Origin of the sequence: Pseudomonas sp. SWI36 (assembly GCF_002948105.1) — a bacterium.
GTDB lineage: Bacteria > Pseudomonadota > Gammaproteobacteria > Pseudomonadales > Pseudomonadaceae > Aquipseudomonas > Aquipseudomonas alloputida.
On sequence record NZ_CP026675.1, the window covers coordinates 3,865,972 to 3,886,474 of the forward strand.

19 protein-coding genes are annotated in these 20,503 nt (G+C 62.0%); 9 read left to right on the plus strand and 10 right to left on the minus strand.

What is annotated here, in order from left to right; genetic code table 11:
- Window position 1 precedes the first annotated feature (1 nt).
- From C4Q27_RS18525 to minC, 7 genes are all read right to left on the minus strand, one after another.
- On the minus strand, window positions 2-2,149 hold the full coding sequence (locus C4Q27_RS18525; protein WP_104887868.1) for a mechanosensitive ion channel family protein: 2,148 nt from the start codon (window positions 2,147-2,149) through the stop codon (window positions 2-4).
- Window positions 2,150-2,193: 44 nt separating this feature from the next.
- Window positions 2,194-2,361: a hypothetical protein gene (locus tag C4Q27_RS29450; protein WP_003252566.1), complete on the minus strand. Its 168-nt coding sequence runs from the start codon at window positions 2,359-2,361 to the stop codon at window positions 2,194-2,196.
- 194 nt (window positions 2,362-2,555) lie between these two features.
- A complete protein-coding gene (locus tag C4Q27_RS18530) occupies window positions 2,556-3,845 on the minus strand; it encodes a M18 family aminopeptidase (RefSeq protein ID WP_104887167.1) in 1,290 nt (429 codons plus the stop codon).
- A gap of 169 nt (window positions 3,846-4,014) precedes the next feature.
- Window positions 4,015-4,650, minus strand: coding sequence for an RluA family pseudouridine synthase (locus C4Q27_RS18535; protein ID WP_019436776.1), 636 nt, complete (start codon window positions 4,648-4,650; stop codon window positions 4,015-4,017).
- 151 nt (window positions 4,651-4,801) lie between these two features.
- Window positions 4,802-5,056, minus strand: a complete 255-nt coding sequence (gene minE / locus C4Q27_RS18540; protein ID WP_003252572.1) for a cell division topological specificity factor MinE — start codon at window positions 5,054-5,056, stop codon at window positions 4,802-4,804.
- Between the two features lie 3 nt (window positions 5,057-5,059).
- Window positions 5,060-5,872: a septum site-determining protein MinD gene (minD, locus tag C4Q27_RS18545; RefSeq protein ID WP_003252574.1), complete on the minus strand. Its 813-nt coding sequence runs from the start codon at window positions 5,870-5,872 to the stop codon at window positions 5,060-5,062.
- 109 nt (window positions 5,873-5,981) lie between these two features.
- Window positions 5,982-6,743: a septum site-determining protein MinC gene (gene minC, locus C4Q27_RS18550; protein WP_020192896.1), complete on the minus strand. Its 762-nt coding sequence runs from the start codon at window positions 6,741-6,743 to the stop codon at window positions 5,982-5,984.
- Between the two features lie 111 nt (window positions 6,744-6,854).
- Here minC and C4Q27_RS18555 point away from each other — a divergent pair, with 111 nt between their 5' ends.
- Together C4Q27_RS18555 and C4Q27_RS18560 are read left to right on the plus strand one after the other, a co-directional pair.
- Window positions 6,855-7,790: a lipid A biosynthesis lauroyl acyltransferase gene (locus C4Q27_RS18555; protein WP_064491552.1), complete on the plus strand. Its 936-nt coding sequence runs from the start codon at window positions 6,855-6,857 to the stop codon at window positions 7,788-7,790.
- Window positions 7,791-7,817: 27 nt separating this feature from the next.
- The gene (locus tag C4Q27_RS18560) at window positions 7,818-8,966 is read left to right on the plus strand and encodes a patatin-like phospholipase family protein (RefSeq protein WP_020193406.1); all 1,149 of its coding nucleotides are present in this window, start codon (window positions 7,818-7,820) and stop codon (window positions 8,964-8,966) included.
- A gap of 87 nt (window positions 8,967-9,053) precedes the next feature.
- On the opposite strand, the gene C4Q27_RS18565 is transcribed toward C4Q27_RS18560, so the two are convergent.
- Together C4Q27_RS18565 and C4Q27_RS18570 are read right to left on the minus strand one after the other, a co-directional pair.
- The gene (locus C4Q27_RS18565; protein WP_050545954.1) at window positions 9,054-9,800 is read right to left on the minus strand and encodes a VacJ family lipoprotein; all 747 of its coding nucleotides are present in this window, start codon (window positions 9,798-9,800) and stop codon (window positions 9,054-9,056) included.
- A 73-nt stretch (window positions 9,801-9,873) separates the two neighbouring features.
- A complete protein-coding gene (locus C4Q27_RS18570) occupies window positions 9,874-11,172 on the minus strand; it encodes a serine protein kinase PrkA (RefSeq protein ID WP_020193404.1) in 1,299 nt (432 codons plus the stop codon).
- A gap of 190 nt (window positions 11,173-11,362) precedes the next feature.
- On the opposite strand from C4Q27_RS18570, the gene C4Q27_RS18575 reads away from it, so the two are divergent.
- Window positions 11,363-11,728 (plus strand): hypothetical protein, encoded by a 366-nt coding sequence (locus tag C4Q27_RS18575; RefSeq protein ID WP_014592050.1) that lies wholly within the window; start codon window positions 11,363-11,365, stop codon window positions 11,726-11,728.
- Between the two features lie 179 nt (window positions 11,729-11,907).
- Here C4Q27_RS18575 and C4Q27_RS18585 read toward each other — a convergent pair whose 3' ends face one another.
- Window positions 11,908-13,473, minus strand: a complete 1,566-nt coding sequence (locus C4Q27_RS18585; protein ID WP_104887168.1) for a beta (1-6) glucans synthase — start codon at window positions 13,471-13,473, stop codon at window positions 11,908-11,910.
- 197 nt (window positions 13,474-13,670) lie between these two features.
- On the opposite strand from C4Q27_RS18585, the gene C4Q27_RS18590 reads away from it, so the two are divergent.
- The 6 genes from C4Q27_RS18590 (at window position 13,671) to C4Q27_RS18615 (ending at window position 20,452) form a co-directional block, all read left to right on the plus strand.
- Window positions 13,671-14,531, plus strand: coding sequence for a glycine betaine ABC transporter substrate-binding protein (locus tag C4Q27_RS18590; RefSeq protein WP_064491541.1), 861 nt, complete (start codon window positions 13,671-13,673; stop codon window positions 14,529-14,531).
- Window positions 14,532-14,735: 204 nt separating this feature from the next.
- Entirely contained in the window at window positions 14,736-15,047 is a 312-nt protein-coding gene (locus C4Q27_RS18595; protein WP_010952786.1) for a DUF485 domain-containing protein, read from the plus strand.
- On the plus strand, window positions 15,044-16,708 hold the full coding sequence (locus tag C4Q27_RS18600) for a cation acetate symporter (RefSeq protein ID WP_012053405.1): 1,665 nt from the start codon (window positions 15,044-15,046) through the stop codon (window positions 16,706-16,708). Before C4Q27_RS18595 ends, C4Q27_RS18600 begins: the two co-directional genes overlap by 4 nt.
- Before the next feature lie 155 nt (window positions 16,709-16,863).
- Window positions 16,864-17,349, plus strand: coding sequence for a hypothetical protein (locus C4Q27_RS18605; protein WP_014861130.1), 486 nt, complete (start codon window positions 16,864-16,866; stop codon window positions 17,347-17,349).
- Window positions 17,350-17,417: 68 nt separating this feature from the next.
- Window positions 17,418-17,909, plus strand: a complete 492-nt coding sequence (locus C4Q27_RS18610) for a CS1 type fimbrial major subunit (protein WP_064491540.1) — start codon at window positions 17,418-17,420, stop codon at window positions 17,907-17,909.
- A 74-nt stretch (window positions 17,910-17,983) separates the two neighbouring features.
- Window positions 17,984-20,452 (plus strand): CS1-pili formation C-terminal domain-containing protein, encoded by a 2,469-nt coding sequence (locus C4Q27_RS18615; RefSeq protein WP_104887169.1) that lies wholly within the window; start codon window positions 17,984-17,986, stop codon window positions 20,450-20,452.
- The last annotated feature ends 51 nt before the right edge of the window (window positions 20,453-20,503 follow it).

A 20,503-nucleotide genomic window follows, 5' to 3' on the forward strand; every position in this document is an offset into this window, starting at 1 on the left:
CCTACGAGCCGGCCTCGGTCATTCCACCCCCACCGGCTGTCACCACCTGCACCGACAACCGCGGCGTCGCCAGGTCCAGCCCGGCTTCATCCAGCTGCCGCTTCAAGGCCAGGTTGAACGCCCGCGACACCTCCCACTGCTTGATCGGCGCGGTCTTGAACCGCGCCCGCAGGATCGCCGACCCTGACTCGAAGCTCTCCACCCCCTGTAGCTCGAGCGGCGACCAGATATTGCGGCGCATCAGCGGGTCGTTGCGCAGCTTCTGCCCCACTTCGCGAACCAGCGAGATCGCCTGGTCGATGTTCATGCTGTGCGGGATTGCCACGCGGAAGATCGCGTAGCCGAACTCCCGCGAGTAGTTCTTGATGCTCTTGATTTCGCTGAACGGGATGGTATGCACAATGCCGTCGATGTCGCGCAGGCGCACGGTACGAATGGTCAACCCTTCTACCGTGCCCAGGTGGCCGCCGACATCCACGTAATCGTCGATGGCCAGCGAATCTTCGATGATGATGAACAGGCCGGTGATCAGGTCGGCCACCAGCGACTGCGCGCCAAAACCGATGGCCAGGCCGATCACACCGGCACCGGCTAGCAGTGGGGTGACGTTCATGCCCATGTTGGCCAGGGCGACGATGACCGCGATGATGAAGATGACCACGAACATCACGTTGCGAATCAACGGCATCATGGTTTGCGCACGGGCGTTGGCCAGCCCCCGGCGCGAGCGCACCAGGGCATGGTGTACGGCGGTGTCGGCAAGGATCCACACCAGCCAGGCCACGATCAGCGTGCCGGCCAGGCCCAGCAGGCGCAGGCTGATGTCATGGCCGTCGCCCTCGGCGAAGCTGATCATCGACACGCCCCACACGCGCAGGCCCAACTCGATGAACACCAGCCAGATGAACAGGTGCACCAGCAGGTAGCCAAAGTTGCGCAGGCGTTCGGTGTACACCGCCTGGCGCTTGCTGGCCCGCTTGGGGTTGGCGGCATGGCGGCGCACCAGGCCGTTGAGCACCATGCACACCACCACCAGCACGGTGCACATCAGCGACTGGCGCAGGGCGGTGCTGGTGTCGCCGGCGGAGACGAAGGTGGCGAACAGCGAAATGGCCACCAGGATCAGCGCCGGAATGAACCAGAAGCTGCCGAGGATCTCGATGGTATCGCTGAGGGTACGTCGGGTCAGGCGTCGCGACAGTGGCTGGTTGCGGATCAGGTGGGCGATCGGCCGGCGGAAGCGCAGGATGAACAGCCCGGTACACAGTGCCGCAATCACATTGGCCAAGGTAGCCAGGGTGTGGGCCAGGTGGGTACCGAGGGCAACCAGCATGCGTGGATCGCTCATCGCCTCGCCAAACGCGGCGAAGCTGCCAATAAGCCACAACGGGCGAAACGCCTGGCGCCGCAGGATGTGCAGGGCGCGGTGGCGGTGTGGGCCGTCCAGCAAGGAAAAGGCGATGACGCAAATGGCCGAAAAGCAGGTACCGACCACCAGTGCGTAGGCCAGCACCATTGCCAGGGATTTGCCCAGTGATGGCGGCAGCACGAAACTCAGGTACACCGTGAACACCAGCGCCACCAGCCAGGGGCCGAGCTTGCGCAAGGCAAAGCGCACCAGGTCCCAGGTCCGCGGGTGCTGTGGCAGTTCCTCGCTCAGGCCAAAGCGCAGGCGGACCCGATGGCCGACCCAGTTGAAGGCATAGGCCAGCACGCTCCACACGGCAATCACTGCAGCAAAACCGAACAGGATCGCCGGCCACTGGTGCACGGGCACCACCAGTTCCGCCAGTTCGGCCTGGGCCTGTTCGATTTCCGCGGCCCAGCGGTGGAATGGGCTGGCATCGCCGCTGAACTGTTTTTCAAAGTCATGCAGGGCACCGCCGATCAGGCCGAGTACGCCCTGTTCAACGCTGGGTTGCGATTGCCGGGTGGCGTCGCGCAGTTTTTTCAGGTCGGCCAGCAGCTTGGCCCGTTGCTGGTCGTTTTCGAGGTTCTTGATCACCTCGTCCAGCGACTTGCCCAGCGGCTCGGTGGCCTCTGGTTGCGCGGGCGCACTGCCGCCCAGCAGGCTAGGCAAGCCCGCCGCTTGTACCGGGGCAATGAAAAGCAAGAGCAACAGGAACAGGTAACGCAGGAGGGCAGGCACTGGCAAATCTACCTCAGGTCAAACGATTGACCGAGTGTAGAGGTTTATGTCGGCAGTTTCTCGAGGATCTTCCAGCAGGTGAGGCCGAATATACCCAGGGTGCCGACCCACATCATCAGTACACCGATGTTGCGTTCGCGCATGCTGAAGCCGATGGTCAGCAGCATCAGGAACAGGAACACCGGTACGAACAGTGACAGGAACGGGGACATGGACAGCAATCCTTTTGCAGTGGGGCCATGTAACAAGCATAGCGCTTGGCCAACGAGGCGTGATTGACCTTGAGCACGTTTAAGCAGGCGCGGCCTGTTCGCGGCGGTTCGACGCCTCGATGAACCCGCTCCTACGGGGACCGCACAACCCCGTAGGAGCGGGTTCACCCGCGAATAGGCCGCGCCTGCTTACATCACGGCAGCTCGCGGCTACGGTAGAACGCGGTCAGTACCTTCACCAGGTGCGCCAGGTCATGGCTGCCACACAGCTCGCGAATGGAGTGCATGGCAAAGGTCGGCAAACCAATATCCACCGTGCGCACACCCAGGTGGCTGGCGGTGATCGGCCCGATGGTCGAGCCACAGCCCATGTCGCTGCGCACCACAAAGCTCTGCACCGGTACTTCCTCGGCCATGCACAAGTGGCGGAAGAACCCGGCCGTCTCGCTGTTGGTGGCGTAGCGCTGGTTGTTGTTCACTTTGATCACGGGCCCGGCGTTGAGCTTCGGCCCGTGGTTGCCGTCATGCTTGTCGGAGTAGTTGGGGTGCACGCCGTGGGCATTGTCGGCCGACACCATCAGCGAGCGCTGGACGGTGCGCACGTAGGTGTCGCCATCGGGCAGCAGGCGCTGCAGGGTCTGCTCCAGCATCGGGCCATCGGCACCGCAGGCCGAGCAACTGCCGACTTCTTCGTGGTCGTTGCACACCAGCACACAGGTCTCGTCGCTGTCGGCGGCCAGCAGGGCCTGCAAACCGGCGTAGCACGACAGCAGGTTGTCCAGGCGGGCGCCGGCGATGAAGTCGCCATTCAGACCGATCAGCGCGGCGTCCTGCGTGTCATAGAAGCTCAGCTCGTAGTCCAGCACCACGTCGGCGATCAGCTCGTGCTCGCGGGCCAGTTGCTCGGTGAGCAGGGCGCGGAAGTCGATGCGTTCGTCACCGGCCACTTGGGCGAGGATGGGGGGCAGTTCGTTCTGCGGGTTGATCGCCCAGCCTTCGTTGGCGGTGCGGTTCAGGTGGATCGCCAGGTTGGGGATGATCGCGATTGGCAGCTTGAAGTCGATCAGCTGGCTTTCGACCTTGCCGTCACGGCGGTAGGTGACGCGGCCGGCCAGCGACAGGTCGCGGTCGAACCAGGGGGCCAGCAACGCGCCGCCATACACTTCCACGCCCAGTTGCAGGAAGCCCTGGCGCTGCAGCTCGGGCTGAGGCTTGACCCGCAAGCACGGGCTGTCAGTGTGGGCGCCGACCATGCGGATGCCATTGAGCAGCGGCGACTGCTTGCCCAGTTTGATGGCGATGATTGAAGAATCGTTGCGGGTGACGTAGTAGCGGCCGCCAGTCTCGGTGTCCCAACTGTCGCGCTCGTCCAGGCGCTTGTAGCCGGCCGCCTCAAGGCGCTGGACCAGGCTGGCGGTGGCATGGAAGGGCGTGGGGGAGGCCTTGAGAAATTCGATGAGGCCGGTATTCAGTGCGTCGCGCATAGCTCACTCCAGACAGCAGTGGCGCGAGTTTAACGCAGAATGTCGACAATTTGTGTCTGCATCTTCGCGGCTAACGCCGCTCCCACAGGCATTGCACAGCCCCTGAGCGCAGTGCGGCCCTTGTAGGAGCGGTTTTAGCCGCGAAGAGGCCGTTACAGGCCCTGCAAAATCAGAACGGCGCAGGGCACTCGAACTTCAACCGCTGCCCGGACACCGGGTGGGTAAAGCTCAGCATCGAGGCATGCAGGCACAGCCGCTCATGGGCCGCCAGGGCTTGCGGGTTGGCGTACAGGCGATCACCCAGCAGCGGGTGCCCGATCGACAGCATGTGCACGCGCAGCTGGTGCGAACGCCCGGTAATCGGCGTCAGCTCCACCCGACAGTGATCGCCGCAGCGCTCGACGATACGCCAGAAGGTCAGGGCGTGCTTGCCCTGCTCGTGGTCCACCACATGCCGTGGTTTGGTCGGTGGGTCGTAGCGCAGTGGCAGGTCGATGCTGCCGCTGTCCAGCGCCGGCTGGCCCCAGCACAGTGCGGTGTAGGCTTTCTCCGTTTCACGGTCGTGGAACTGGCGCGACAGCTCGCGGTGGCTGTCGGCATCGCGGGCCAGCAGGATGATGCCGGAGGTTTCCCAGTCCAGACGGTGCACGATCAGCGCATCGGGGTAGCCGTTTTCCTGCAGACGGGTGATCAGGCAGTCCTTGTTGTCCTCGGCACGGCCAGGTACCGACAGCAGCAGGGTCGGTTTGTTGATCACCAGGATGGCGGCGTCTTCGAAGAGGATCTGGACATTCGACAGCGGCATTGCAGGTCTCACGAAAATAGCAGTAAACGCTGGGGCCGCTTTGCGGCCCTTCGCGGGCAAGCCCGCTCCTACAAAGGGTATGCGTTCCCCTGTAGGAGCAGGCTTGCCCGCGAAGGGCTGCAAGGCAGCCCCAAATTGTCGACTACGCGGATCAGCGATCCGGCAGGGTGATGTTCAGCTCCAGAATCGAGCAGCTGCCCTGGTTTTCCAGCTCGATATGCACATCATCGTTGCCGATGTTCACATATTTGCGGATCACTTCCAGCAGTTCTTTCTGCAGCGCGGGCAGGTAGTCCGGTTCGCTGCGTTGGCCGCGCTCGTGCGCCACGATGATCTGTAGACGCTCTTTCGCTACCGACGCGCTGGTCTGTTTCTGTCTGCCACGAAAGAAGTCAAAAAGGTTCATGGTTTATTTGCTCCCGAAAATGCGCTCGAAGAATCCCTTCTTCTGTACATCGATGAAGCGCATCGGCTTCTCTTTGCCCAGCAGGCGGTCGACCGCATCACTGTAGGCCTGGCCGGCATCGCTCTGGTCATCGAGAATGACCGGGATACCTTGGTTGGACGCCTTGAGGACGGCCTGCGATTCCGGGATCACACCCTTGAGCTTGATCGACAGGATTTCTTCCACGTCGGCCACGCTCAGCATTTCGCCTTTGACGACGCGCTCAGGGTGGTAGCGGGTGATCAGCAAATGCTCCTTGATCGGCTCTTCACCGTTTTCGGAGCGGCGCGACTTGCTCGACAGAATGCCCAGCATGCGGTCGGAGTCACGTACCGACGAAACTTCCGGGTTGGTCACCACGATGGCTTCGTCAGCGAAGTACATGGCCAGGTGAGCACCTTTTTCGATACCGGCCGGCGAGTCGCAGATGACGTACTCGAAGTCCTTCTTCAGGTCCATCAGTACCTTTTCCACGCCTTCCTGGGTCAGCGCGTCCTTGTCACGGGTCTGGCTGGCGGCCAGCACGTACAGGTTCTCGAGGCGCTTGTCCTTGATCAGGGCCTGTTGCAGGTTGGCTTCGCCGTTGACCACGTTGACGAAGTCGTACACCACGCGGCGTTCGCAGCCCATGATCAGGTCGAGGTTACGCAGGCCCACGTCGAAGTCGACAATGACGGTCTTGTGGCCGCGCAGTGCGAGGCCGGTACCAATGGCGGCGCTGGTAGTGGTCTTGCCCACACCCCCCTTGCCGGAAGTAACCACGAGAATCTTGGCCAAGGTGTTTCACCCCTAAAAATAGTCGGGACACTTGTCCCTGCAAAAAACTGAAATAGCGAAATAAAGGCAACGGTAAAAAAGTTGCTCTAAAAATGCTGGCAAGTATCCGTTAAAGACGGGTGATGTTCAACACGTCACCAGACAGGCTGACTTGCACGCTGGTCCCCCACAGTGGATCCCGGCGCAGGTCTTCGCAGACTTTGTACTGGCCGGCGATCGAGACCATTTCGGCGGTCATCTGCTGGCAGAAGATACGCGCCTTGGTGTTGCCTTTGATGCCAGCCAGGGCGCGGCCGCGCATGGCGCCGTACACATGGATGTTGCCATCGGCCAGAAGTTCCGCACCTGGGCTGACCGAAGCCGTCACAACCAGATCACCTCCCTGAGCATAGATCTGTTGGCCACCGCGTACTGGCGAAGTAATGATGCGGGTCGGGCGCACCTCGGGTTCGGGGGGCGGTGGTGGCGCCGGGGCCGGTTCGGGCTTTTTCACCACCTCGGGCTCGGGCTCCAGCGGCCGTTCGCGGGCCCCCGAGGGCGGCAGCACCGGCAGGTCGATGGCGATGGCGGCGGCGATGTCCTCGATGCGGTTGGCGCGGATGGCCAGGGTACGCAGGCCGTGGTGGCGGCAGATTCGCATCAAGCCGGGCAGGTCGACCGCCCCTTCGTCGGCCGGCAGCTTGTCCAGCGCCAGCACCAGCGGTGTATTGCTGAAGAAGTTCGGGGCCTGGGCGACTTTGGCCGCCAACTGGCGGTCGAGGGCTTCAAGGTCATTGCGTGCCAGTTCCAGTACCGTAATGGCGAGCATGCTGCCCTTGAGCTGGAACACGGAGGCGGTGTCGGATGTGTGGTTTGGGCTCATGGTCTGCATAGACGGCTTGTTGCGAAAAAAGTGCCCTGACTTATAACGAGAACACCGGTTGCCCGCAACATGCGCTGATCCGTTGTAGAATGCGCGGCCTTTGTCTTTCCGGATGCTTCAATGGAACGCCCGCGTTTTCGTCCCTATTTCCTTCACCCCAAGTTCTGGGGCCTGTGGCTGGGCCTGGGCCTGCTGTGGCTGGTGGTTCAGTTGCCGTACCGGGTGCTGCTGAAGATCGGTGCCGCGCTGGGCGCCGTCATGTATTGCTTTGCCGGTGAACGTCGGCGCATCGCCGCGCGCAACCTGGAGCTGTGCTTCCCGGAGCTGTCGGTCGACGAACGGCAGCGTTTGCTCAAGGCCAACTTCGCCTCCACCGGCATCGCCTTCTTCGAAATGGCCATGAGCTGGTGGTGGCCCAAGGCCAGGCTGGCGCGCCTGGCCCATATCGAGGGCCTTGAGCACCTGCAGGCCGCCCAGCAGGCGGGGCAGGGCGCGATCCTCATGGCGGTGCACTTCACTACCCTGGAAATCGGCGCCGCGCTGCTCGGCCAGCAGCACACCATCGACGGCATGTACCGCGAACACGGCAATGCACTGTTCGACTTCATCCAGCGCAGCGGCCGCGAGCGTCACAACCTCGATTCGCTGGCGGTGGAGCGCGAGGACGTACGTGGCATGCTCAAGCTGCTACGTTCGGGCCGGGCTATCTGGTACGCACCGGACCAGGACTACGGTGCCAAGCAGAGCATCTTCGTACCGTTGTTTGGTATCCCCGCGGCGACGGTGACCGCTACCACCAAGTTCGCCCGGTTGGGGAAGGCGCAGGTGATTCCGTTCACCCAGAAGCGCCTGGAGGATGGCAGCGGCTATCGGCTGGTCATCCACCCGCCGCTGACGGATTTCCCCGGGGAAAGCGAAGAGGCCGATTGCCTGCGCATCAACCAATGGGTCGAGAGCGTGTTGCGCGAGTGCCCCGAGCAGTACCTGTGGGCGCACCGCCGGTTCAAGTCGCGCCCCGAGGGTGCGCCGCGGCTGTATGACAAGAAGAAGCGCTGAAAACACATCAACCCCAGGAAGGACGCCATGGCACCACCCCCGGTAACCGGTCTCATCCTGTCTGGCGGCGGCGCCCGCGCCGCCTACCAGGTCGGTGTGCTGGCGGGCATCGCCGAGTTGCTGCCCGCCGGCGCGGACAACCCTTTTCCGGTCATCGTCGGCACCTCCGCCGGGGCCATCAACGCCGTCACCCTGGCCAGTGGTGCGGTGCACTTCAACGACGCCGTGCAGCGGCTCACTGCCTTCTGGCAGAATTTCCGCAGCCATCTGGTCATCCGCAGCGACTGGCCCGGGGTCGTGCGCCAGGCCAGCCGTTTCGTTGGCCACAGCCTGCTGGGGCTGGGTGGTCAGGCCCCTGTGGCGTTGCTCGACAGCAGCCCGTTGCGCAGCCTGCTGCAAACGCACCTGAACCTGGATGGCATCGGCCACGCCTTGGCCGCCGAGCAACTGCGCGCCGTGGCGGTGACCGCCTTTGGCTACGAGTCTGGCCAGGCGGTGACCTTCTACCAGGGCCGCGGCACCATCGAGGCCTGGCTGCGCCACCGGCGTATCGGCGTACCCGCACCGTTGACCATCGACCACTTGCTGGCCAGTGCGGCGATCCCGCTGCTGTTCGCCCCGGTGCAACTGGGCGGCGAGTATTACGGCGACGGTGCAGTGCGCCAGTCGGCACCGATCAGCCCGGCCTTGCACCTGGGCGCCAGCCGGGTGCTGGTGGTCGGGGTCAGCGGAAACCCGCAGCGGCCAGCGCCACCTGTACCGCCCCAGCGTGTGTTCAGCGGGCAGCAGCCGAGCCTGGCGCAGATCGGCGGCCACATGCTCAACAGTACGTTCATTGACAGCCTGGAAGGCGATATCGAACTGCTGCAGCGCCTCAATCACTTGAGCGGGCTGTTGCCGGCGCACCTGGATGCCCGGCGCCTGGGGCTGGCACCGATCGACGTGCTGGTGGTGGCGCCCAGCCAGCCGCTGGATGAGATTGCCGCTCGGCACCGCCGCGAGTTGCCGGCGGCGCTGCGCCTGTTCTTACGGGGGCCGGGGGCAACGCGCACCAGCGGGGCGGGGGTGTTGAGCTATTTGCTGTTCGAGGCCAGCTATTGCAGTGAACTGATCGAGTTGGGGCGGCGCGATGCCCTGGCCAAGAAGCGCGAGCTTTGCGAATTCCTGGGGATTTGATGTTGCCTTTGCGGGCCCTTTCGCGACAAGGGGTTGCGCCAATACCTGTGTAGGAGCGGGTTCACCCGCGAAAGGGCCGCAGCAGGCTTACTCGGCTATCTGCAACTTGCGCGCCTGGGTATACACATACCGCACCTTTTCATACTCGAACGGCGAATTCAGCTGGCCATAGCGGAATTTGGTCGTATAGCGCCTGTCCACCACGCGCAGTGCGAAGATTTCCGGATGATCGGTGCTGGCTTCGGCCACGTTCAGGTAGTTGACCGCCTGCTCTCCCGCATAATCCACCACCAGCCCGGTGGTATCGCGAAGGTTCGATGGGCCTAGCACCGGCAGCATCAGGTACGGCCCATCCGGTACGCCATAGAAGCCCAGGGTCTGGCCAAAGTCCTCGCTCTGGCGCGGCAGGCCCATGCTGGTCGCCGGGTCCCACAGCCCACCCACGCCGATGATCGTGTTGAACATCAGTCGCGCGGTGATTTCTGCCGAGCGCTTGGCTTTGAGCTGCAACACGCTGTTGAACAGGTTCGGCACATCGCCAAGGTTGTTGAAGAAGTTGCTCACCCCCGTGCGCACGAAGCTTGGGGTGACATACTGATAGCCATTCACCAGCGGCAGCAGCACCCATTGGTCCAATCGGTAGTTGAAGTGGTAGATGCGCCGGTTGATCGACTCCAGCGGGTCGTACACGTTCAGCGCCTGCAGGGTTGAGCGCTCGAACTCGCGCTGGTCCAGCCCCGGGTTGAATTTCAGCTCACGCAGCGGGTCGAGGAAGCCATCGGCTTCGGGCACCAGTGGCGCGGTGCCGATCACCTGCGGGTCGGCCTCGACCACACTGGCTCGGGGTGCGGTTTCGGCGGCCAGGGTGTGGCCAGCGGCAAGCAGGGCAGTGGCGAAGAGGAGTTTGTTAACCACGGAAGAACTCCAGCATGGCGTCACTGTTGACGCGGTAGTTGAGGTTGCCGCAATGGCCGCCATGGGGGTAGAGGGTCAGCCGTTCGCCGAACACCTTGCGCAGGAAGCCAATGTCGCCCGGGCCGAGAATGACGTCGTCGGCGTTGTGCATCACGGCGATCTTGTCACTGCTGCGCAGGTAGTCTTCCAGGGCATACAGGCTGACCTGGTTGACCAACTGCAGGATGCTGTTGCCGTCGGTGCGGGCGCGCCACATCGGAATTACCTGTTCGGTCATGTAGCAGTCGAAGTCGCACTGCAGGGCGCGCTTGAAGAACGGCGTGAGGCTGCTGCCTTCAGTGATCGGGAACTTCGGCGGAATGATCAGGCCACGGCGGTTGATCAGGTCGGAAGTGAAGGCGATGTCGGCTGCCGAGAAACGGAACGAGGTGCCGATCAGCATGGCCATCTGTTCGTTGGACAGGTGCTGGCGCGACTGCTGGAAGTCGTACAGCAGGGCGTCGTTCAGGTCGATGTAGCCCTTGTCCTGGAAGTAACGGGTGAGTTTTTCCAGCATCAGCTCGTAGAACGTGGTGCTGCGGTCGATGCCCTTGACCTGGGTCTGCACCAGCTTGTCGAGGTTGTTGATCGAGGTGTAGAGGTTGACCGGTGGGTTGAGCAGCAGTACACGCTTGAAGTTGAAGCTGCGGCGGGTTTCGTCCAGGTGGCTGACGAAGGCTGCGTCGAGCGCGCCCAGGCTGTAACCGGTGAGGTAGAAATCACTGACCGGCAGGCGTGGATGCTGGGCGCGCACGGCCTGCATCACCCGGTACATGTCTTCGGCGTCTTCCTGGCTGATGCCGGGGGTAGCAAAGCGCGAGGCCGCACTCATGAAGTCATAGCTGGTGGGCGATGACAGTTGCACCACGTGGAAGCCGGCCTGGTAGAACAGCTTTTTCAGGTATTCATTGATGCTGCTGCTGTAGGGCGCGCCGGTGCCGGCGATGATGAAGATCAGCGGCGCTTCGCGATCCTGGCGGGCCAGGCGGTACTTGAGCTTCTTCACTGCCCAGAAGTTGTCGGGCAACGTGAACTCGCGTTCCGGGCGCAAGTTCAGGCTGTAGTCGGACTGAGTGATTTCATCGTCGCTGGGCAGGTCAGGGCGCTTGTCCGGCGGCGTGGTGGCGATGGTGGCCTCGAACGGGTTGGTAAGAGGGTAGCCATAGCTGGCAGCGTCGATATCCCGCGCTGAAGCGGCCACAGCCATGAGCAAGCTGCCGAGCAGGGCAGCGAGGCGCAAAGATCGAAGCATGTAATCCCCCAAAAGAACGCAAGGTCGAGCAGTGTGCAGGCTAGGACCACAGCCAGGTGGGCAAAGTTGCCCGCTGCGGTGGCATTTGGCGTACTTGCTATCTGCAACATAGCTGCCGGGGTGTGATTTTGCCTTAGAAACGGGCATAAGCGATCATGGATGCTTTCGATTACCGCTATTGGAGAACAGGATGTCTCGTTCGCTGCCGACGGCGCTGTTGCTGCTGTTCCTGGGGGGTTGGCTCGCGGCCAGTTATGGCGTGCGTTACGGCCTGATGGAGGACGGCCAGTGGGTAGGGCTGTGCGCAGTGCCGACCGCCTATTGGCAGTGCGAGGTGCGTTCGCTGCTGGGGTTGGGCATTCACCATCAAGTCATGGCCTGGGGCGGATTGGGCCTTGCGCTACTGGCCCAGTTCGTTTCCGCGCGTGCCGGCTGGTGGCTGGCAGTGTTGGCACTGGTGTTCGCGGTGCCGGCGCTGGTGCTGTACACCGCCAGCATTGCGGTGTTTGCGCTGGTGCTGGCGGGGTTGCGCCTGGTCAGGCAGCCCCCATTGTAGGCAGCTGCGCGTACCTGTGGGAGAGGGCTTGCCCGCGAAGCCAACACCGTGGTGGATGGCACGGGCTTCGCCCGTGTTCGCGGGCAAGCCCGCTCCCACAGGGATCGCGCCAGCTTTCAGAAATTGAGCAAGACAGTTGCTCCCACAAGGTCCGCGCCGGGCTTGAGGAATATACAGTATCAAGCCTGGCGCATCCGCAGGCTTCGCCACAATGCCGCTGTCATCAGCACACTCACCACTGCCCAGCCCCAGGCCTGCTGGTTCTCCAGCCCTTCCACGAACAACTGCGGCGCCACCCCGGCGCCGACGATGAACGCCAGCAACGCCACCTCCGCCCGCCGTGCCCGCACTGGCCACAGCACATACACCAGCGCCGGCAACGCCAGCGCCGCGCTGGGGAAGCTGCGGTAGCGCGGGTCGAACACCATTGCCAGCATGCTCACCGCCGCAGCGAAGCCTGCCGCCAGCAACAGCCAGCCGGCTCGCTCCTGCAGCCAGGCGAACAAGCGTTCACGCCAGCCGGCCCGCCGCGTCAGCGCCAACAACGCATGGGCCAGTACCAGCAGGTTCAGCCCGGCCAGCATCAGTGCCCACAGCCATTCCCCGGCAAAGCGCGCATGGGTGCGCATCAACTCGCCCCACAGGCCCAGGCAAGCGGCACCAAACGCTGCCAGCAGTGGCAGCAGCAAGGCGGCCATCGGTGTAGCGGGGCGCCCGGCCAGCCCCAGCATGATCACCGTCAGCACGGCGCTGGCCAGCAACCACTGCGGCCAGTCATGCAGGTTGCTCACTGGCCCTTCGAGCACGCCCTTGTCCTGCCGGTCCGCGTCGTATAGCCCCCAGTAACCACCCACTGCGCCCTCATTGGCGCGTTTCCAGGGCTGATCGAAGGCTTCGATCAGGTTGTAGTGCCAGCCATTGCGCTCCGCCATGGCCACGAAGCCACGGATGAAGCGCGCCTCATTGACCCGGCTGGGCACCGCCGTTTCGCGTTGGCGGCCTTCGCTGGGCCAGCCGGTTTCGCCAATCAGAATGTCCTTGGGCGCGAAGCGTGTGCCGAACACCCGGCGCACATCGGCAACGTGGGCCAAGGCATCGTCGATGCCACGCGGGTCGTCCTCCCAGTAGGGCAGCAGATGGATGGTCAGGAAGTCCACTGCCGGGGCCACCTGCGGGTGCTGCAGCCAGAATTCCCAGACATCGGCGTAGGTCACGGGCACCTTGACCTCGCGCTTCACCCGCGCGATCAATTTGGCAAGGTGGGCACCGGTCACCTCCTTGCGCAACAGTGTCTCATTGCCGACGATCACCGCGCTGACCACGTCCGGGTTGGCGTTGGCAGCAGCGATCAGCAGGTTGATTTCCTTCTCGGTGTCGGCCGGGTGGGCGTTCACCCAGGCGCCCAGCATCACCTTCAGCCCATGCTTGCGTGCCAGCGCCGGGATTGCCTCAAGACCGCTCATGGAATAGGTACGGATGCACTGAAACCGCTCGGCCAGTAACGCCAGGTCGGCGTCCATCCGCGCTGGGCGCAGGCGAAACGGCTGGTCGTAAGGCGACTGGTCTTTGTCAAACGGCGTGTACGAAGCGCATTGCAGCTTGTGCGCAGGGCTGGCCGCATCGGGCAGGTGCACAGGCTTGCCCAGCCCGTACCAGAGCCCCCCCAGCCCGAGCAGGGCCAGCAGGCAGGCAAGCAGGTACAACGGCAATAACAGGCGGCTACAACTGGGCATGTGGCGGTCCATCGTCTGGCACAAAAGGTTAGATAGTAGCCCGGCGCCAAACCTTTGGCATGCAAGGATCGCGCAGGCCGAGGCAGGCCGATGGCGCTAATGGCACAGTGCTGTCGCATATGGGGCGGGTGCAGGTCGCAGGTGGATCAGGTCGACTTGTGTTGCAGGAAGATGATGCAATCTCCAAGACCTGACGAGGGGATGCTTTGATGGCAACTTTGAAGAAAATGCGACGTTTCCTGGGTGTGGGCACCGCCCTGGTAATGGCCATGAGCACTGCACAGGCTATGGCCAAAGAAGTAAGCATTGGTTACGTGGATGGTTGGGCCGACAGCGTGGCGACCACCAACGTGGCTGCCGAAGTAATCAAGCAAAAACTCGGCTATGACGTGAAGTTGCAGGCCGTGGCCACGGGGATCATGTGGCAGGGTGTGGCAACTGGCAAGCTCGATGCCATGTTGTCGGCCTGGTTGCCGGTGACCCATGGTGAGTACTGGTCCAAGAACAAGGACAACGTGGTCGACTACGGCCCGAACTTCAAGGACGCCAAGATCGGCCTGATTGTCCCAGAGTACGTCAAGGCAGTGAGCATTGCCGACCTCAAGACCGATAACAGCTTCAAGGACAGGATTGTTGGCATCGACGCAGGCTCCGGTGTGATGCTCAAGACCGACCAGGCGATCAAGGACTATGGCCTGACCAGTTACAAGTTGCAGGCCAGCTCGGGTGCGGCGATGACGGCGGAACTGGGCCGTGCCTATGCCAAGCAGCAGTCGATTGCGGTGACCGGCTGGGTTCCGCACTGGATGTTCGCCAAGTGGAAGCTGAAGTTCCTCGAAGACCCGAAAGGCGTATATGGCGCGGCAGAAACCGTGAACAGCATCGGCAGCAAGGAACTGGCCACCAAGGCACCGGAAGTGGCGGAGTTCCTGAAGAAGTTCAACTGGCAGTCCAAGGACGAGATTGGCGAGGTGATGCTGGCGATCCAGGAAGGGGCCAAGCCTGAAGCGGCCGCCAAGGACTGGGTCGCCAAGCACCCTGATCGTGTGAAGGAGTGGACTGGCAAGTAATAACCTTCCAGGGCCAATAGGGTTTCTTCGCGGGTAAACCCGCTCCTGCAGGAGCGGGTTTACCCGCGAACGGGTCATTACTTTGTTACGCAATCGGTAAAACACCGTTGCATCTAAGACTAAGGTCGTCTGGTTGGCGTCCATCGGCAGCATAAAGTAAGGGTGTGGGTTCCATCCCGTATCTGTGCTGCTAGGACAAAAACAATGAACGACAGCATTTACCTCTCGATACAAAACAGCCCCCGTTTCAAGGAGCTGGTCACCAAACGCGAACGGTTCGCCTGGATTCTCTCGGCGATCATGCTCGGCCTGTACTGCGCCTTCATCCTCCTGATCGCCTACGGTCCTCATGTGCTGGGCGCCAAGCTCAGTCCTGAGTCATCGATTACCTGGGGCATTCCCCTGGGCGTCGGCCTGATCGTTTCGGCATTCGTCCTGACCGCCATCTACGTACGCCGCGCCAACGGCGAATTCGATGAGCTGAACAAGGAAATCCTGAAGGAGGCGCAACAATGATTCGCCAAACCAAAGCCCTGGCCGTACTGGCCTGCGGAGCCTTCGCACCCGCCGTGTGGGCCGCCGATGCCCTGACCGGCGAGGTGCAGAAACAACCGCTGAACGTTTCCGCCATCGCCATGTTCGTGGCCTTCGTCGCCTTCACCCTCGGCATCACCTACTGGGCTTCCAAACGCAACAAGTCGGCATCGGATTACTACGCTGCCGGGGGCAAGATCACCGGCTTCCAGAACGGCCTGGCGATTGCTGGCGACTACATGTCGGCCGCCTCGTTCCTGGGTATTTCCGCGCTGGTGTTCACCTCGGGTTACGACGGCCTGATCTACTCGATCGGCTTCCTGGTTGGCTGGCCGATCATTCTTTTCCTGATTGCCGAACGCTTGCGCAACCTGGGCAAGTACACCTTCGCCGACGTGGCCTCGTACCGCCTCGGGCAAAAGGAAATCCGCACCCTGTCTGCCTCTGGTTCGCTGGTGGTGGTGGCGTTCTACCTGATCGCGCAGATGGTCGGCGCCGGCAAGCTGATCGAGCTGCTGTTCGGCCTGGACTACCATGTGGCGGTGATCCTGGTGGGTATCCTGATGTGCCTGTACGTGCTGTTCGGCGGCATGCTGGCCACCACCTGGGTACAGATCATCAAGGCTGTGCTGCTGCTGTCCGGTGCCAGTTTCATGGCGCTGATGGTCATGAAGCACGTGGGCTTTGACTTCAACACGCTGTTCTCCGAAGCGATCAAGGTACACGCCAAGGGCGAGGCGATCATGAGCCCCGGTGGCCTGGTCAAGGACCCGATCTCGGCATTCTCCCTGGGCCTGGCACTGATGTTCGGTACTGCCGGCCTGCCGCACATCCTGATGCGCTTCTTCACCGTCAGTGACGCCAAGGAAGCGCGCAAGAGCGTGCTGTACGCCACCGGCTTCATCGGCTACTTCTACATCCTCACCTTCATCATTGGCTTTGGCGCGATCCTGCTGGTCAGCACCAACCCGGAATTCAAGGACGCCGCAGGCGCTCTGCTGGGCGGCAACAACATGGCCGCGGTGCACCTGGCCAATGCGGTGGGTGGCAGTGTGTTCCTCGGCTTCATCTCGGCGGTAGCCTTTGCCACCATCCTGGCGGTGGTGGCTGGCCTGACCCTGGCCGGTGCCTCGGCAGTGTCCCACGACCTGTACGCCAGCGTCTGGCGCAAGGGCAAAGCCAACGACAAGGACGAGATCCGCGTATCGAAGATCACCACTGTCGCCTTGGGTGTGCTGGCGATCGGCCTGGGGATTCTGTTCGAGAAGCAGAACATTGCCTTCATGGTCGGCCTGGCGTTCTCCATTGCGGCCAGCTGCAACTTCCCGGTACTGCTGCTTTCGATGTACTGGAAGAAGCTGACCACCCGCGGTGCCATGATCGGCGGCTGGCTGGGCCTGGTGAGTGCGGTGACGCTGATGATCCTTGGCCCGACCATCTGGGTACAGATTCTCGGCCACGAGAAGGCCATCTACCCGTACGAGTACCCGGCGCTGTTCTCGATGGCCATTGCCTTCGTCAGCATCTGGTTCTTCTCGGTCACCGACAAGTCCAAGGCGGCTGAGGATGAGCGCGCGCTGTTCTTCCCGCAGTTCGTGCGTTCGCAGACTGGCCTGGGTGCCAGCGGGGCGGTCTCGCACTAACGTCAATCCCCTGCATTGAAAAACGCCCCGCCTGTCGGGGCGTTTTTTATTTTATGCAGTCAGAAACAGCCTACATACATAGTGAGGCTCTGCCCATAAAGTTCCCTCATGTCGTAAGTGCATCTATAGATGCCGGCACATTTGGGGAATATTCAATGAAGTTACGCTGTTTAATCACCTTCGCTCTCCTTGGCGTGGCGGGCGCTGCAGGGGCAAAGGAAATACCGCAGGACATCAGTGTCCAGGCTGTCGTGTCGGCACCTGAATTTCAGGTGAACTCGGTTGGCAATTGGTGGGAAGACGTACTTCAGGCTGAATATGACCCGGACCGGGGCGTCTTCAAGCAAATCGAAAAAGAGGTGTTTGTAAAAAGCACCTACGGCCCGATTTACGCGAAAACAGATCGTTCGGAGTATCGGTTCACGCGGGTGGGCGGTGCGGTAGCGCCCCGTCGATACCACATCATGTTGAATCGCAAAAAAATGGGCACGGCGCCGGTTGAAATCATCAGTGCTGCTGAAGCTGCTCAGGGAAAAAACATTCAATTCAGGTTCTATCCGATGGCGGAATCGTCGTCGACTCGCATGCCTGGTACTTACACTACGCAAGCCACCTTGATGTTTGAAACAGGGGCGCCCTGATTCGCAATTTCATTCGGGTGCCCCAGGGCGCCCGCTATTTGATGTGCAACCGTTAAAGGAAGTTTGATGTGAAATCCTATGTATTGGCTGTCCCGTTCCTTGCATTGTTTGCCGGTGCCGCTGTCGCGTCCGCCCCTGAGCCGATCACCCAGAGTATTTCAGTGACGGCGATCATTCCCGGGAATGATTTTTCAGTGGCCCCCGTAGGGGACTGGCTGGAGAAAGGCGTGACGCTTGAATATGAGCCGGAGCGCGAAGACTTCAAGGCGGTCAGTGAAAAGTTCTCGGCACAGAGTGATGTCGGCGCTATTCAGGCCCACCTGCTGCACACAGCATCGCTGCAAGACCCACAAACCGACCAGAAGATTGATCTTATCATCACTGTCGGGGATAAAAAGTTGGAGTTGACGCCCGCGGAGGTCATGAGCGCGGAAGATGCTAAAGCTGGCAATGATCTTCCCATTACGTTTAAGGCCATAAAGCCCGACAATGGTTATCTGAAGGGTGAGTATGCCGGGACAGTGAGCGTGTTGTTTGAAACTTCCTCCACCAGCCTTTGATTGAAGCAGTGCCGCCTGCCTCAACTTACTGGATGTCTACCAGTGTAGGGGCAGGTGTTGAAGTGGATTGAATCATGTTCCAGTTTGCTGCACCCGGCCGCGCACTCGCTGTCTGGCTGCTGGGTGCTGCCTGCATCATGCCCCTCGAAGTGTTGGCCGAGCGCGCGTCCAGTGCCATTGACCTGAATACATTCGGGCGTCTGCCAGAAGACTTCGAGGCGCACTTTTTCGATGTGCCGCTTGCCGTGCGAGTGGAGCTTGATCAACGCTACCTCGGTGATGCCATGGTGGTATTGAGCCGTGATAACCGTGTGCAGTTGCTGGCGTTTACCGACACTGAGCAGAGCGCAGAGCCGGCCACGCTCAGGCAGTTATGGCAACAGCGCCTGGAGGGCGGGCGCATGCTGGGCGACTGCCTGCAAAACTGCCCGGACGGGTTGCAGGCTATCCATTACAGCCTGGCCAATTCCCAGTTGTCATTGCTGACCTCCAATGCCGAGAAGCGGGAGCAGGACGCGCTCTTCCACCGCCTCCCGGAGCAGAGTGACGCTGGGTTGCTGCTGCGTAACCAGCTCAACCTGGTCAATGATGGCAATCAGACCACGGGCAGAATCGGCCTGCTCGGTCAGGGCAACCTGCATAACTGGACGACGCTTGCCGATGCACGCGTGGATCGTAGCCCATCTGAGCAAGGCGATATGCGTTACCGCATGAACCAGCTTTACGCGGAGCGCCTGCAGGAAGAGCATTTCTTTCGGCTGGGTTACTTCTCCACTGGCGCACAAGGCCTGGTGCGCCAGCCATCGCTACTCGGGCGCCGCCCTGATAGCACGCTTGGCTTGATGCTGGGCAGCAGTGACAGCCTGCTGGTCGACAATGGCCAAGCCAGCGCCATCCCCGTCTACGTCACGCCGAACCGCCCGGGTATCGTCGAAATCTATCGCAATGGTTCGCTGATCAACAGTCAGCCGGTACAGCCGGGTTTGCAGGCGATCGACACGCGGGTATTGCCCGGCGGCATCTATGATGTGGAGCTGCGTTTGCTCGAAGACGGCCTGGAGACCTCGCGCAGCGAAGTGTCCATCTACAAGCCCAGCCGGTGGCAGAACATGGATAACCGCTGGCGCTACAACCTGTACCTGGGCCAGCAGGTCGAGCTGCTGAGCAACTCGGATGGCAATCGTGAACAGAGCCCGGTGTTCGGTGCCCTTTCCAACTACCTGATGCATCCTGCCGCGGTGCTGGGGTTGTCAGTGCAACAGGTCGATGCTGACCTGCAGTTGGGGACCTCGCTGGACTGGGACGTGCATGAACGGTTCAAGCTTTACGCCAGCCTCAATCAGACTCAGGGCCTGGGCAACGGCGGCGATCTGCAGTTGACCTACACCCACCCTTGGGGCTCGTTGTTGCTGAGCCACAACCAGACCTGGCTGGAGCCTGGCAGTAGCGGTCACGACGATACTTCCCAGCGCCAGGTGCGCAGCCGCACCGCCTTTTCGATCAACCAGCGGGTAACCGCGCGCAGTTCAGCGACGCTGCGTCTGGAACACAGTGCGGGCTCGGCAAGCGGCCTGGGGGCCGACCTCAGCTGGGCGTTCTTCGGGAAACTGCGGGGGCATCAGAGCAGTGTTCGCCTGTCACTTTTCGACAGGCCTGGAACGCGCAGCAGCGCCGGTGTCCGCAGCCGCGGCGTCAACGTTGCTGTAAGCATGAAGCTTGAGCGCGATGGCAGGCAGCTTGGTGTCGATGTGGGTAGCCGCGCCTCGCGTGAGGGGGGCAATGACCCCTACGCTTCGCTGTGGTATCGGCAGAACGTCGACCTGGGCCCCGTGCACAGCCTGGGGGGCAGCGCGACGCTCGACGGCTATGGCACCAGCCTGGCGGCCAATGGGCGATTCCACAGCCAGGCGCTGCAGGGCGATGCCTATGCCCAGAGTTCCTCTTTCAACAATAACCTCAGCGGTGGCCTCAACCTGGAAAGCACCCTGGCGCTGGGCGCCGGGAAGCTGGCCATGGGCGGCAGCAACCTGCCGCTCGAAGCCGGCTTGATCATCGATGTCGAAAGCGATCTGCACGGTGTGAAGCTGCGCGCCAACGATGGCCAGGGCATGAGTGCAGTGCTGCACCCCGGGCGCAATATCGTGCCGGTGACGGCGTTCAAGTCTGGCCATGTGCGCTTCGACTTCGACACGAAGGACGTGCCGCCAGCTCAGATCCAACCCCTCGCTGTGGACTATCACCTCAACCGCGGTGGGGTGGGGTACCACACAGTGAAGGTCATGCGAACGGTCACCGTGTTTGGCCGGCTGCTCGACGGGCAAGGCCAGCCACTGCACGGCGCGCATGTGGTCAATGACGCCGGGCGCACGGTTGTCGAGGTGGATGGCTATTTCAACGTCGAAATGAGTGAGTCACGGCCCACCTTGGAAATTCGCCATGACACGGCAGGTAGCTGCCTTCTGACATTACCGCCGGACAACTTTGATCGCGAGGATGACCTGCTGATCGTGGGTGATCAGCGGTGTGTGCCCAGTGTGGGCTGAGCCGGCTTTCGGCATGACGCTGTAGAGGGCCCGATTCCCGGGTCGATGGAT